Origin of the sequence: Streptomyces decoyicus (assembly GCF_019880305.1) — a bacterium.
Taxonomy (GTDB): Bacteria; Actinomycetota; Actinomycetes; order Streptomycetales; family Streptomycetaceae; genus Streptomyces; species Streptomyces decoyicus.
In genome coordinates this window covers 6951114-6965289 of the sequence record NZ_CP082301.1, presented here as the reverse complement: position 1 = coordinate 6965289, position 14176 = coordinate 6951114, and the positions used below count along the sequence as shown (strand labels likewise).

At 72.4% G+C, this 14176-nt stretch carries 11 protein-coding genes; 8 read left to right on the top strand and 3 right to left on the bottom strand.

Going from position 1 to position 14176, the window contains the following annotated elements; genetic code table 11:
* Nucleotides 1–107 precede the first annotated feature (107 nt).
* The gene (locus tag K7C20_RS30465; RefSeq protein ID WP_209443966.1) at nucleotides 108–1421 is read left to right on the top strand and encodes an FAD-dependent monooxygenase; all 1314 of its coding nucleotides are present in this window, start codon (nucleotides 108–110) and stop codon (nucleotides 1419–1421) included.
* A gap of 226 nt (nucleotides 1422–1647) precedes the next feature.
* Nucleotides 1648–2508 (top strand): formate dehydrogenase accessory sulfurtransferase FdhD, encoded by an 861-nt coding sequence (gene fdhD / locus K7C20_RS30460; protein ID WP_053209568.1) that lies wholly within the window; start codon nucleotides 1648–1650, stop codon nucleotides 2506–2508.
* A gap of 69 nt (nucleotides 2509–2577) precedes the next feature.
* Here the strand turns inward: fdhD and K7C20_RS30455 are convergent, their stop codons facing one another.
* A complete protein-coding gene (locus K7C20_RS30455) occupies nucleotides 2578–3021 on the bottom strand; it encodes a MarR family winged helix-turn-helix transcriptional regulator (RefSeq protein ID WP_030087282.1) in 444 nt (147 codons plus the stop codon).
* A gap of 217 nt (nucleotides 3022–3238) precedes the next feature.
* Here K7C20_RS30455 and K7C20_RS30450 point away from each other — a divergent pair, with 217 nt between their 5' ends.
* Both K7C20_RS30450 and K7C20_RS30445 read left to right on the top strand, forming a co-directional pair.
* Nucleotides 3239–4180, top strand: coding sequence for a quinone oxidoreductase family protein (locus K7C20_RS30450; RefSeq protein ID WP_053209569.1), 942 nt, complete (start codon nucleotides 3239–3241; stop codon nucleotides 4178–4180).
* A 247-nt stretch (nucleotides 4181–4427) separates the two neighbouring features.
* On the top strand, nucleotides 4428–6467 hold the full coding sequence (locus K7C20_RS30445; protein WP_053209570.1) for a sialidase family protein: 2040 nt from the start codon (nucleotides 4428–4430) through the stop codon (nucleotides 6465–6467).
* A 55-nt stretch (nucleotides 6468–6522) separates the two neighbouring features.
* Here the strand turns inward: K7C20_RS30445 and K7C20_RS30440 are convergent, their stop codons facing one another.
* Nucleotides 6523–7587: a bile acid:sodium symporter family protein gene (locus K7C20_RS30440; RefSeq protein ID WP_053209571.1), complete on the bottom strand. Its 1065-nt coding sequence runs from the start codon at nucleotides 7585–7587 to the stop codon at nucleotides 6523–6525.
* A gap of 250 nt (nucleotides 7588–7837) precedes the next feature.
* Here K7C20_RS30440 and K7C20_RS30435 point away from each other — a divergent pair, with 250 nt between their 5' ends.
* The 4 genes from K7C20_RS30435 to K7C20_RS30420 all read left to right on the top strand — a co-directional run bounded on the left by K7C20_RS30435 (nucleotide 7838) and on the right by K7C20_RS30420 (nucleotide 13051).
* Nucleotides 7838–8701: a LysR family transcriptional regulator gene (locus tag K7C20_RS30435; RefSeq protein WP_053209572.1), complete on the top strand. Its 864-nt coding sequence runs from the start codon at nucleotides 7838–7840 to the stop codon at nucleotides 8699–8701.
* Nucleotides 8702–8979: 278 nt separating this feature from the next.
* Nucleotides 8980–10806, top strand: a complete 1827-nt coding sequence (locus tag K7C20_RS30430; RefSeq protein ID WP_078953323.1) for an AMP-dependent synthetase/ligase — start codon at nucleotides 8980–8982, stop codon at nucleotides 10804–10806.
* A gap of 416 nt (nucleotides 10807–11222) precedes the next feature.
* Complete coding sequence (locus K7C20_RS30425; RefSeq protein WP_030087268.1) at nucleotides 11223–12056, top strand: aldo/keto reductase; 834 nt, start codon at nucleotides 11223–11225, stop codon at nucleotides 12054–12056.
* A gap of 203 nt (nucleotides 12057–12259) precedes the next feature.
* Nucleotides 12260–13051, top strand: coding sequence for a VOC family protein (locus K7C20_RS30420; RefSeq protein ID WP_030087266.1), 792 nt, complete (start codon nucleotides 12260–12262; stop codon nucleotides 13049–13051).
* A 93-nt stretch (nucleotides 13052–13144) separates the two neighbouring features.
* Here K7C20_RS30420 and K7C20_RS30415 read toward each other — a convergent pair whose 3' ends face one another.
* Nucleotides 13145–14059 (bottom strand): class I SAM-dependent methyltransferase, encoded by a 915-nt coding sequence (locus tag K7C20_RS30415; RefSeq protein ID WP_030087264.1) that lies wholly within the window; start codon nucleotides 14057–14059, stop codon nucleotides 13145–13147.
* Nucleotides 14060–14176 lie beyond the last annotated feature (117 nt).

The window sequence follows — 14176 nt, the reverse complement described above, 5'->3', positions numbered from 1 at the left end:
CGCCTCGCGGAGCGGGCCGCAGAAGGGCGGCTCCTGCGAGAATGCGCCGACCGAACCAGGCAGCCGACCGACCATCGGCGCCGGACAGCGCAGGGGGTAGCCGACGTATGAGCAAGGACCGCATCCAGATCGCAGGGGCCGAGGTCGCCGTCGTGGGCGGCAGTATCGCCGGGTGCGCCACGGCACTGGCCGCACACCGGGCCGGCGCGGGCCGCGTCACCATCTATGAACGCACCACCGGCCGCCTCGCGGACCGCGGCGTCGGCCTCGCAGTACACAACGCCCGGTACGCCGAACTCGCGGCCGCCGGATACATGGACGCCGCCATGCCATGGGTGCAGCTGACCACCCGCCGCTGGTACGTCCGCGACGGTTCCGCTCCGCTCGGCCGCCAGGTCGGCGTCCTGCCCTTCCCGTTCCGCTCGTACTGCTGGGGACCGCTCTGGCAGGAGTTACGGCGGCGGCTGCCGGAGGACACCGCATTCCGGCCGGGGGTACGGGTCGCCGCGGTCAGCGAGGCGGAGGACGGCGCCGCACTGCATCTCGACGGCGTCGACGGCGTCGAGGGCGGCGCGAGCGGCGAGGGCAGCGGCGAGCAGCAGCACGTCGGCGCCGGTCCCCGTACGGAGCGCTTCGACCTGGTCATCGGCGCGGACGGCTATCGCTCGGTGGTCCGCGACACCGCGTTTCCGGGCGTGCGGCCCGGCTACGCCGGCTACCTCGCCTGGCGCGGCGCCGTCCCTGCCGACCGGCTGACGGAGCTCGGCCTCCCCGGCCTGCCGGCCGACCCCTGGGCGGAGGAGGACTGCATCTACGGCGTCTTCCCCGGCGGCCACGTCATCATCTACCGCATCCCGGACGGCCGCGGGGGCCGGCGCGCGAACTGGGTCCTGTACACCGCCCCGCCCGCCGGCCCCGACCTGGGCCTCGACACCCCCACCAGCCTGCCGCCCGGCACCCTCACCGACTCCCTGTACGCCCATCTCGCCCACGTCACGGCCGAGTTGCTGCCGCCCTACTGGGGCGGGCTGATGCGGCTGACGCCCCGTCACGAGGTGTTCATCCAGCCGATGTACGACTTCACCGCGCCGCGCTACACCGCCGGCCGACTGCTGCTCGCGGGCGATGCGGCGACCGTCGCCCGCCCGCACACCGGCGCCGGCGCGGTGAAGGCGCTCCAGGACGCCGCCGCCCTGGAGGCCGCGCTGCATGCCGTACAGGAGCGGCCGGACGCACTGGCGGCCTACGGCGCCGAGCGCGGTGAGACCGGCCGGACGATGGTCGAGCTGGGGCGCCGGCTGGGCCGGTTCCTCGTCCAGGACACACCCGACTGGCACACGCTGGACCAGGCCGGAGTGGCGGCGGCCTGGGCCGCGGCCGACGGTTCGGGCGCGTTCGGCGGCCGTGAACTGAAGAGCTGACGCCTCCGGACGCGACGCACCGACGGCCGACGGAGCATGTCGCGCGCGGTGGGACGCCGACCGCCGCCTCCTCTCCCCCCGTGCAGGAGAATGAGACCGTCGAGGTCACCCCGCGCACAACCGCCCGGTGACCACGGCGGCAACCGCTGCACCAAGGGCCGCCAGGGCTCTCCGCACAGACAGCACCGGGACCGAGCCGGCCCGGTCAGGACGGGACTGATCAGACATGGGACGGGTCACCGAGCGACGCCGCGTCATCCGCATCCGCGACGGTGCCGTGAGCACCCGCCCGGACACTCTCGTCGCCGAGGAGCCGCTGGAGATACGGCTCGGCGGCAAGCCGCTGGCGATCACGATGCGCACGCCGGGTGACGACTTCGCGCTCGCCGCCGGCTTCCTCGTCAGCGAGGGCGTCCTGGCGAGCGCCGACGAGCTGGCGAACATCGTCTACTGCGCGGGGGCGACGGCCGACGGGGAGAACACCTACAACGTGGTCGACGTCCGGCTCGCGGACGGGGTCCCGGTCCCGGACATCACCCTGGAGCGCAACGTCTACACGACGTCGTCGTGCGGACTGTGCGGCAAGGCCAGCCTGGACGCGGTGCGCACCACCACCCGCTTCCCCCTGGAAACCTCCGCTGCCGGCCCGGTCCGCATCGAACCGGCGACCCTCGCCGCCCTGCCCGACCGGCTGCGGGCCGCCCAGCGCGTGTTCGAGCGGACCGGGGGCCTGCATGCGGCGGCGCTGTTCACGCCGGACGGTGATCTGCTCGACATCAGAGAGGACGTGGGGCGGCACAACGCCGTCGACAAGATCGTCGGGCGGGCGCTCCAGCAGGGGCGGCTGCCGCTGTCGTCGAGTGTGCTGATGGTCTCCGGCCGGGCGTCGTTCGAGCTGGTGCAGAAGGCCGTGATGGCGGGCATTCCCCTGCTGGCCGCGGTCTCCGCGCCGTCCTCGCTCGCCGTCGACCTGGCCGCCGAGACGGGGCTGACCCTGGTCGGCTTTCTGCGCGGCTCCTCCATGAACGTCTACGCGGGCGAGCACCGCATCGCCCTGCCCGCGGGGGCCGCCGCGGAGACGGACTGAGGCCGCGCGCCCACCGCACGGACCGGCGGGCCGCTCGGCGGGGCGGCCCTGCGTCGGGCGGCCCGTGGCTCACTCCCCCGGCAACGCGATCCGGGTCAGCAGCGCGATCAACTGCTCGCGTTCGGCCGGGGTCAGGGCCGCGGTCAGCTCCGCGTTGGCCGCGTCGCCGAGCTCCTGGGTGCGGCGCAGCCGCCGCCGGCCGTCGGCGGAGATCTCGATGGCGTTCTTGCGCCGGTCCTTGGGGTCGGGGGTGCGGGTCACCAGCCCGTCCTGCTGCAGATCGTTGACGATCGCGACCATGTCCTTGGGGTCGATGCCCAGCGTCCGGCCGAGTTCCGCCTGGGAGACCGGGCCGAGTTCGTCGACCGCCGACAGCACGGCGTGATGCATCATCCGCATGCCTTCGCCGGCGAGCGCGTCGGCGACGAGCCGGTGCCCGCGCGCGGCGGCGCGGCCCAGCAGCCAGCTGGGGAGCGCGCGGATACGGCTGGGGGCGTAGGGGGTGTCGGCCATGGGACCACCGTACCGAGAAACCCATTGGAGAGCCCAACGAAAAACCATTGGTGAATCCAATGGTTTCTGGTTATCGTTGGGGCACCCAATGAAACCTGGTCGGTGGGCGCCACCGACGACCGCACAGCCGGTCGCCGGCCGGTGCACCGCGCACCGCGCACCGCGCACCGCGCACCGCGCACCGCGCACCGACCGACGATCCCGGAGGTGTCGGCCCATGCGCCGCGTTCGATTCCATACCTATGGCGGCCCCGAGGTCCTGCGCATCGAGGAGGCCGAGGCGCCGGTGCCCGGCCCCGGTGAACTGCTGGTGCGTACGGAGGCGATCGGCGTCACGCTGCCGTGCGTCCGACGGGTGCGCGGCGACGGCAAGGGCGGCGGCGATCCGCTGCCCGCGATGCCCGGCGGCGAGATCGCCGGTACGGTCGTCGGGCTCGGCCCGGACGTCACCGGCTTCGCCCTCGGCGACCGCATCACCTCGCTCACGCTCACCGGCTCCTACACCGAACTCGCCCTCGCGCCCGCCTTCCTGGCGAGCCGGATACCGGACGGTGCTAGCGCGGTGGAGGCGGTGGCGCTGGTGCGCAGCGGGCAGGTGGCACTCGCCGCGCTCAGCACCGCGGCACCGCAGGGCGCCGAGTCCGTACTGATCACCGGCGCGGCAAGCGGCACCGGCCACCTCGCCGTCCAACTCGCCAAGCTCCAGGGGGTGCCACGGGTGGTGGCCGCCGTCGGCTCGGCCGCCAAGGCGGACTTCCTGTACGGGCTGGGGGCCGACGAGGTGGTGGTCTACGACCAGGAGTCCTGGGGCGAGCCGGCCGACATCGTCCTGGACGGCGTCGGCGGTGCGCTGCTGCCGCGCGCGCTGGCCGCGCTGGCTCCCGGTGGCCGGCTGATCTTCTTCAACTCCGGTGGCGGGACGGTCCCGGCGTACGAGCTGCTGGCGGGCGCCAAGACCATCACGGGGCTGACGATGCGCCGCTTCTCCACCGTCCACCGGGAGCTGTACGAACAGCACCGGGCACAGCTGTGGGAACTGGCCGGATCCGGCCGGCTGCGGGCCGCGGTCCATGCCGAACTGCCCCTGGACGAGGCCGCGAAGGCGCACGAGATCATCGAGGCCAGGACCAACCTCGGCAAGGTGGTCCTGCGGCCGTGAGGCACGGCGGTCGCAGTCGGCACATGCGGAGCACCCGGCACAACGGTCGCCCCCGGCCCTCGTGCCGCACCGGGCGCACCCGGCGCAGTGCCTGCGGGCCGGGCGAGTGAATTACGGCCTCGGAACGGAGAACCGGCGCACGCTCCTTGTCGCGGTCGGCACACGGCAGTAGCTTCCGTCGCGATGCACATAGGACGTGGGATGTCCTGATGACCCGACGCCGATGCCTCGAAGGGCAGGCCGGACCATGACGTCAGTTCTCCGCGCACACCCCAGCCACCGCAGCAGACCCCGGCGGCCGCGCGCCGCCGCCCTGCTCGCCGCGCTGACCGCCACAGCCCTCGCCCTCCTGCCGACCGCCCCCGCACATGCCGCGCCTGACGGAGCGCCGGGTACCCGTACCCCTGCCGCGGCCCCGTCCCCGGCTCAGGCCCCGCCCCCGGCCGGCGGATTCGACGAGCAGATCCTCTTCAAGGCGTCCCAGGAACACGGCTACTTCTGCTTCCGTATACCGGCCGTGGTGAAGTCCGCGCAGAACACCCTCCTCGCGTTCGCCGAGGGCCGGCGGCACGACTGCGGTGACGCGGGCGACATCGACCTCGTCCTCAAGCGTTCCACCGACGGCGGCCGGACCTGGGGCCCGCTCCAGGTCATCAACCGCGGCAACGGCGACACCCACGGCAACCCGGCGCCCATCGTGGACCGCCGCACCGGCCGGATCGTGCTCGCCGAGACCTACAACAAGGGCCGCACCGACGGCCTCAGCTGCGATGTCCCCTGCGACCGCACCCCGCACCTCCAGTACAGCGACGACGACGGCGCCACCTGGTCCGCACCCCGGGACCTGACCGCAAGCATCCGTCCCCCGCAGTGGAACTCCTGGTACGCCACCGGCCCCGTACACGGCATCCAGCTCACCCGCGGACGGCACGCCGGGCGCCTGGTGTTCGGCATCAACTCCGAGAGCTACGCGGCCCACCGGGTCACCGCCAACCACGCCGCCCTGGTCCACAGCGACGACGGCGGCGCCACCTGGCGGGTCGGCGCGCTGGACACCTGGCCCGTCACCGCCGGCTCCGCTTCCGAAGGGCCGTCGAAGAGCGGAGGCGGAACGGAGTGGAGCGGCACGTTCCGTCAAAAGCCCTCGGAGATGGCGCTCCTGGAACGCTCCGACGGCTCCGTCTACGTCAACGGACGGGAACAGGACGGCACCGACCTGGGCCATCGCACCGCGGCGGTCAGCCGGGACGGGGGCGAATCCTTCGCCGCGCCGTTCCGCGCCCTTCCCGACCTCTACGCCCCGATGGTGCAGGGCTCGGCGCTGCGCCTGACGCATCCGCACGGCGGCCGCAGCCGCACCCTGTTCGCAGCGCCCGCCGACCCCGACCGGCGCCGGACCATGACCATCCGCTCCTCCTGGGACGAGGGCCGTACCTGGGAGGGCGTCGACCGCGGCGCCCGGGTCACCACCGACTGGTCCGGTTACTCGGACCTGGTCGCGATCTCCGGCGACGTCACCGGCCTGATGTACGAGGGCGGTGCGGTCGACGCCCGGGACGAGATCCGCTTCGCCCGCTTCACCGAGGAGTGGCTCGGCCCGCGCCGCGGCCCGGACCCCACGACCCGCGACGCCGCACCGGGCGCCCGGCCGGCCCTCGTCCTGGGCGGCGCCCGGACCACCGAAGGGCGCTTCGGCCGGGCACTGTCCTTCGACGGCACGGACGATGCGGTACGCCTCCCCTACCGGGGCTCCCTCCCCCTGGGCACCCACGACTTCACATGCAGCCTGTGGTTCCGCTATGCCGCCACCACGGGCGAACAGCCACTGCTGTGGATGGGCGGGGTGGGCAGCAGGTCCCCGCAGGTGGCGGTGGAGGGCGACCCCGGCCACGGCCGGATCACCGCCCGTCTCACCGCCGTCAACGGCCCCACCCCGGCCGCCTCCGCCCAGGCCGTGACCCACGACGCGTACAACGACGGCAGCTGGCACCATCTGGCGCTGCGCCGCACCGGCGGCCGGCTGCTGCTCACCGTGGACGGCGGGGAGACCACCGTCGTCCCCGATGTCCCGGGGTCGGTCAGCCGGGGCTCGGTCTTCGGCGTGCACCTGGGCCAGAAACCTGACAGCCGCGCCCAGTTCACCGGCGCGCTGGACGAGGTACGCGTCCACCGGCGGGCCCTGAGCGACACCGAGCTGTCCGGCGTACGCCGTGCCAACGCCCCGGCGAACGGCCCGCTGGTGCTGGGGCTGTCGCTGGACCGGGTGCATGGCGGCACGAAGAACTGAGCAAGCCGGTCCGCGGAACCATGGCCTGCCCGGACGCCACCGCGCCGGGCAGGCCTCACCCCCGCGCTCCGCTCACCACCACACCGGCCGCGGCCTCCGCCTCGCCCGCGCTTCCCGCCCCGCTTCCCGTCGCCACCGGCTTCGCTGCCGCGGCTGCCGCGAACCGCTTCGCCAGGACCGCGCACACCATCAACTGCATCTGGTGGAACAGCATCAGCGGCAGCACCATCAGCCCGGCCTGCGCGCCGAAGAGCACGCTGGCCATCGGCAGACCGGACGCCAGGCTCTTCTTGGAGCCGGCGAAGGTGATCGCGATCCGGTCCGCACGGGGGAAGCCGAGCCGCTTCGAGCCGTACGAGGTGACCGTCAGCATCACCGCGAGCAGCACGGCCTCCACCCCCAGCAGGCACAGCAGCCGCAGAGGGGAGACCTGGTGCCAGATGCCCTGGACCATGCCGACGCTGAAGGCGGTGTAGACGACGAGCAGTATCGAGCCGCGGTCCACATAGCCGAGGACCTTCTTGTGGCGGAGGAGAAGGCCGCTGACCCACCGCCGCAGCAACTGCCCGGCCACGAACGGCAGCAGCAGCTGGCCGACGATCGACAGCAGCGAGTCGGCCGAGAATCCACCGCCGTCCCCGTGCAGGACGAGTCCCGCCAGCAGCGGAGTGACGACGATGCCGACGAGGCTGGAGAACGAACCCGCGCAGATCGCCGCCGCGACATTGCCACGGGCGAGGGAGGTGAAGGCGATCGAGGACTGGACCGTCGACGGCACCAGGCACAGGAACAGCAGCCCCGTGTAGAGCGCCGGTGTCAGGACGGAGGGGACCAGTCCGCGCGCGGCCAGGCCGAGCACCGGGAAAAGGACGAAGGTGCAGGCAAGGACGGTGAGATGGAGACGCCAGTGGCGCAGTCCGGCCATCGCCTCGCCGGTGGAGAGCCGGGCGCCATAGAGGAAGAAGAGCAGCGCGACGGCGCCGGTCGAGGCCCCCTCGGCGACGGTGGCGGACGGTCCGCGGGCGGGCAGCAGTGCGGCCAGGGCGACCGTGCCCACCAGCGCCAGGATGTACCCGTCCACGGGCAGCCAGGCAGGGAGTTTCGGCACAGGGCGGCGCATGGTCTCTCTTCGGTCGTTCGGGGTATCGCGGGCGGCGGCGGCACGGCCGGGGCCCACTCCAGGGTGCCGTGGACTGCGGAAATCAGGAACCCCTCTTACCGTGGTCACTGTTATTACGCTTTGCGATGGACCACGCGCCACGATGGGCGTCCCGCTGCGCGATGCCACGGAGGCGGACGGCAGACGCGGACGCAGCCACGGATGCAGACGCGGACGCAGACTCGGACCGGACGGCAGACATGGAGGGCCCGTGTTCGAACCCGCGCAGTTGCGCACCTTTCTCGCCGTGGCGCAGACGCTGAGCTTCACCCAGGCCGCGCACCGGCTCGGGCTGCGGCAGTCGACCGTGAGCCAGCACGTACGGAAGCTGGAAGAGGCCGCCGGACGCAGACTGTTCGCCCGGGACACCCATGCCGTGGAGCTGACCGAGGACGGCGAGGCGATGCTCGGCTTCGCCCGCACGATCCTGGAGGCGAACGAGCGGGCCGCGAGCTTCTTCGCGGGAACCCGGCTGCGCGGCAGGCTCCGCTTCGGCGCCTCCGAGGACTTCGTGCTGACCCGGATGCCGGAGGTCCTCGAAGGTTTCCGGCGCGACCACCCCGAGGTCGACCTGGAGCTGACCGTCGAGCTGTCGGGGACCCTGCACGAGCTGCTGGCGGCCGGGCGGCTCGATCTCGTCCTCGCCAAGCGGCGCCCCGAGGAGTCACGCGGACGGCTGGTGTGGCGCGACCGGCTGGTGTGGGTGGGCGCCGAGCGGCTGCGCCTCGATCCGCAGCGCCCGGTCCCGCTGGTCGTCTACCCGCCGCCCGCGCTGACCCGCGCCCGGGCGCTGGAGGCACTGGAGCGCGCGGGCCGGGAATGGCGGATCGCCTGCACCAGCGGAAGCCTCAACGGACTGATCGCCGCAACTCGGGCAGGGCTGGGCGTTATGGCACATACGAGGGGCATGATCCCGCCAGGTCTGGTCCGGATTCCGCCACGCGCCGGGCTGCCGGAACTCGGCGGAGTGGACTTCGTTCTTCTGTACGGGCAGCGCGACCGCGCGGCGCGGGGCCCGGCGGAGGCGCTCGCGGACGCGATCCTGGCGGGCGGCGACCGCCTCCAGCTCCCCTAGCCCTGGTCTGCGGACAAGCCCTGGTCACGGGGCTCCGCGCCGGGGTGGGCGGCCGATCTGTGCCAGGTGCAGAGATTTGGTGCAGATATGGTCCCGGCGTCGTGATCGTCCGGCGTTGAACTTGCCGGTTCATGTCCAGGCTTCTCCGAAGTAACCCGATTTCGACGGTTGGCCAGATCCCGTGCGGCTGCTTTCGCGACGTGGTACGGCTCTGCCGGATACCGCCACGTTGGGGTACGGTCGCGGCCGTGTGAGCAACACCACGAGGAGCTGGGTCATTGCGCGAGTTCACCGTCCCGCCTTTGGCGACCGCGCCCCGGGTCGGCGGGCTGGCGGATGCCGTCTACGAGTACGCCGAAGCCGATCCCGAGCGCGTCGCCTTCGCCCGTAAGGACTACGCGGGCAACTGGCAGAACGTCACCGCCGGAGAATTCCGGGACGAGGTCATCGCACTGGCCAAGGGCCTGCTCGCGCAAGGCGTCCGGTTCGGCGACCGCGTCGGCATCATGTCCCGTACGCGCTATGAGTGGACCCTGTTCGACTTCGCGCTGTGGTCGATCGGCGTCCAGTCCGTACCGCTGTATCCGACGTCCTCGGCGGAGCAGGTCTTCTGGATGCTGCACAACGCGGGCGTCTCGGCCTGCCTGGTCGAGCACGAGGACCATGCGATGACGATCGGCTCGGTCATCGACCGGCTCCCGCATCTGCGCAAGCTGTGGCAGCTGGACGCCGACCCGGTGGCCGAACTGACCGCGGCGGGTGCGCATATCGACGACGACGTCGTGCACCGTCACCGGATGGCCGTCACCCCGGACGCCACCGCCACGATCATCTACACCTCCGGCACCACCGGCCGCCCCAAGGGCTGTGTGATCACACACGCCAACTTCATGGCCGAGGCCGACAACATCGTGCTGCGCCACGAGACGGTCTTCACATCCAAGGGCGACGACGAAGCCGCCACCCTGCTGTTCCTGCCGCTGGCGCATGTCTTCGGGCGGATGGTCCAGGTAGCCGCGGTCCGCGGCCGGGTCAAACTGGGCCACCAGCCCGAACTGGCGGCCCGTGCGCTCCTGCCCGACCTCCAGACCTTCCAGCCGACCTTCATCCTCGCCGTGCCGTACATCTTCGAGAAGGTGTTCGCCGCGGCCCGGCGCAAGGCGGAGGCGGACGGCAAGGCCGGGCCGTTCGACAAGGCCGTCGAGATCGCGGTCCGCTATGCCGAGGCGCAGGAGCACAAGGCCTTCGGCACCGGGTCCGGTCCGAGCGCCGCGCTGCGGATGCAGCATCAGTTCTTCGAGAAGATGGTCTACAGCAAGGTCCGGGCCGCGATGGGCGGCCGGGTGCGGCATGCGATGTCGGGCGGCTCCGCGATGGAGCGCCGGCTCGGGCTGTTCTTCGACGGCGCCGGCGTACGGATCTTCGAGGGCTACGGCCTGACGGAGAGCACCGCGGCCGCCACCGCCAACCCGCCCGAGCGGACCCGCTTCGGCACCGTCGGCACCCCTGTCCCCGGCACCACCGTGCACATCGCGGAGGACGGCGAGATCTGGCTGTACGGCGGGCAGATCTTCCACGGCTACCACAACGACCCCAAGGCGACCGACGCCGTGCTGCACGACGGCTGGTTCTCCACGGGCGACCTGGGCGCGCTGGACGAGGACGGCTATCTGACGATCACCGGCCGCAAGAAGGAAGTCCTGGTCACCTCCGGTGGCAAGACGGTCTCGCCGGTGGGCCTGGAGGAGCGGGTGCGGGCGCATCCGCTGGTCGCCCAGTGCATCGTCGTCGGCAACGACCGGCCGTTCATCGCGGCGCTGGTGACCCTGGACCCGGAGGCGGTCGCGCACTGGCTGGCCATGCGGGAGAAGCCGGAGATGCCGCCGACCGACCTGGTGCGCGACCCGGATCTGGAGACCGAGATCCGGCGCGCCGTGGTCGCCGCCAACACGCTGGTCTCGCAGGCCGAGTCGATCCGTACGTTCCGGATACTGGCCAACCAGTTCAGCGAGGAGCACGGGCTGCTGACACCGTCGCTGAAGCTCAAGCGCAAGGCGATCGAGACGGCGTACCAGGTCGAGGTGGACGCGCTGTACCAGGCGTGACGGACCCGGGCGGCCTCCGGTCCGGCCGCCCCGCCCGGCGGCACCCCGCCCCGCACTCCCCCGGCCCGCGGACCGGTATCGCCCATCGGTCACCGTCGCCGCCGTTGCGGCCCACGCCCTCACCCGGCCGGCCGCAGCGCCCCCGCCCGGCTTGCCGGCCCTCCCGCTGTGGACGGCCGGCAGACTGCTCCTCCCGCTGCGGACGGGTCTCGCCGGCGGCAGTCCCACCGGCCTGGTCACGGGTGCCCGCAGCCCGCTGACCCGCGGCGGAGCACGGCCGCCCGGGGCCCCGCCCCTGCGGCGCCCGCAAGAACACTCCGCTTTCTCCGCATCGCATCGGCACACGCGGGAATGCGCGACTCCGGATGATCGTTGACATCCGTGAACGAGAAAGCCGACGTAAGGATCGATTCCCCGTGAGCAAGGTTCCGTCCATCACGCTCAACAACGGCGTGGCGATGCCGCAGCTCGGCTTCGGCGTCTGGCAGGTCGAGGACGACCAGGCATCCACCGCCGTCGGACATGCCCTGGACGCCGGGTACCGCAGCATCGACACCGCGGCGATCTACGGCAACGAAGAGGGCACGGGCAAGGCGCTCGCCGCTTCCGGAATCCCCCGTGACGAACTGTTCGTCACGACCAAGCTCTGGAATTCCGAGCAGGGCCATGACGCCACGCTGCGCGCCTTCGACACTTCCCTCGCCAAGCTCGGCCTGGAGTACGTGGATCTCTACCTGATCCACTGGCCGCTCCCGTCGAAGGACCTGTACGTCGAGACGTACAAGGCCTTCGAGAAGATCCACGCGGAGGGCCGCGCCAAGGCCATCGGCGTCTCGAACTTCCTCCCGGAGCACCTGGAGCGGCTGCTGGGCGAGACGTCCGTCGTCCCGGCCGTCAACCAGATCGAGCTGCACCCGCAGCTCCAGCAGGCCGAGTCCCGCGCCTTCCATGCCCGGCACAACATCGTGACCGAGGCCTGGTCGCCGCTCGGCCAGGGCAAGGGCCTCCTGGAGGACCCGACGATCGCCGCGCTCGCCGCCAAGCACGGCAAGACCCCGGCCCAGGTGGTCCTGCGCTGGCACCTCCAGCTCGGCAATGTCGTCATCCCGAAGTCCGTCACCCCCTCGCGCATCGCCGCGAACATCGACGTCTTCGACTTCGAGCTGGACGACGACGACCTCGCCACCCTCGCCGGCCTGGACACCGGCAACCGCCTCGGCCCGGACCCGGCCACCTTCGACGTGGCCTGACCGACGCTCCGTGACGGCGCCGCCCGGCTCGTCCGGGCGGCGCCGCTGCGTACCCGAGTGGCGGGCCGGGCGGACGCCAGGAAGTGTGGAGGGTGAGTGTGGGGTGGCTCCGGCGGCATGCCGACAGGGCCGGTACCCCTCCGCTCCGCCCTGCTCCTCCCCCGTGCCCACGCCCGGGAGGTGCCCCCAGCGAGGAGGCCACGATGCCTGAAGTCACCTCTCCCTACCAGCCCGGAACGCCCTGCTGGATCGATCTCGCGGCCCCTGACCAGCAGGCCGCCATCGACTTCTACTCCGACGTCTTCGGGTGGACCGGAGAGATCGGGCCCCCGGAGAACGGCGGCTACGCCGTCTGCATGCTGAACGGCAAACCGGTGGCCGGCATCATGGCCGCCGTCCCGATGGGCGGCCAGCCCGCGCCGCCGACCGTGTGGACCACCTATCTGGCGGCCGCCGACGCGGACACCACCTCCGAAGCGGTGACCAAGGGCGGCGGCACGCTCCTGATGCCCGTCATGGACGTGATGACGCTCGGCCGGATGAGTATCGCGGCCGACCCCACCGGAGCGGTGTTCGGCATCTGGCAGGCCATCGACTTCCCCGGCGCCGGCACCGTCAACGAGTCCGGCGCACTCGTCTGGAACGAGCTCAACACCACCGACCCGTCCGCCGCCGCCACGTTCTACAAGGCGGCCTTCGGTATCGAGAGCGCCCCCATGGAAGGCGCCGAGAATTACTACGCCCTCACGGTGAACGACCGGCCGGTGGGCGGCATGCAGCCGATGTCCGAACAGATGCCGACCGACACGCCCTCGCACTGGCTGGTGTACTTCGCCGTGGCGGACACCGATGCCACCGTCGCCAAGGTGACCGCGGCCGGCGGCGCGGCGCTCCAGCAGCCCTTCGACATGGTCGCCGGCCGGATGGCCGTGGTGACCGACCCGCAGGGCGCGACCTTCGCCGTGATCAACCCGAAGCCGATGGACCAGGGCTGATCCGGGAAGCTTCGGGACCTGATGTGACGTCATGGGCGGCGGAGCGGCCCGCCGCCCGGCGCCCTGCCCGGCCGGTGGCCGCCGGGCCGTGGACTACTGGGCGCGGGCCGTGTGCACGGTCTGCGCGGACAGCACAAAGGTGTCGGGGCGGCGGGTGATACCGGCGGCGTCATCGGGGTCGGTGAGGCGGGCCAGGGTGGTGAAGTCGTCCTCGTCGAGGCGGTCGCCGTACAGGTCGAGACCGCGGGCCAGGGTTTCCTGGACGTAGGCCCGCGCCTCGGCGGACAGCGGGGCCGGCAGGTCCAGCAGGAAGCTGCGGGAGCACGGGGTGCACAGGCCCGCGTCGGCGAGAAAGGCGGGCCAGTCCTCGATGTCGTCGGTCGCGCCGGGCAGCGCCGTACGCATCTCGGTGAACCACTCCTCACCGGCCGCGTCGAGCCGGGACTGGAGCCCCGGGCGGCCGATGCCGATGTCGCGCGGCAGGTAGCGGGCGGCGAGGCCGCCCTCGGCGACGGCGAGCAGTCCGCCGGGCCGCAGATGACCGGCGAGGGCGGCGACCGCGGCACGCTGGTCCCCGACATGGTGCAGGGCCTTGCTCGACCAGATGAGGTCGGCGCCGCCCAGGGCGTCGAGCCCGTCAGGGAGTTCGGCGAGGTGGGTGCGGACCCGGTCCCCGAACCCGAGGCGGCCGGCCCGGCCCCGGGCCCGCGCCAGGAGCACCTCGTTCGCATCCACCGCGACCACTTCGGCGGCCGGGAAGGCACGGGCCAGCAGACAGCTGACGACGCCCGGCCCGCTGCCGATGTCGAGCACCCGGCGCACCCCGTCGAAACCGGCGCCGGCGTGCGCCATGAGCAGTTCGCCCAGCCAGACCGCGGCCTGCTCGTAGACCGGGGTGTGCAGCTCCGCGCCCTGTTCGAGGACCGGGCCGAACACCTCCCAGTCGATGTGCGCACTGTCGTGGGGGCCGTGGCCGTGTCCGGGCGCGGGCCGTTCGTCGTTGCTCATGACACCGAGCCTGGGTGACGGGTCGCGCCGGTGCAATCCTCCTTGCCGTTGCGGTAACCCCAGGTTCCGGCGGAACAGGGCGTGACCGTAGGGTCTGGCTGTGGCTACTCCGGGATG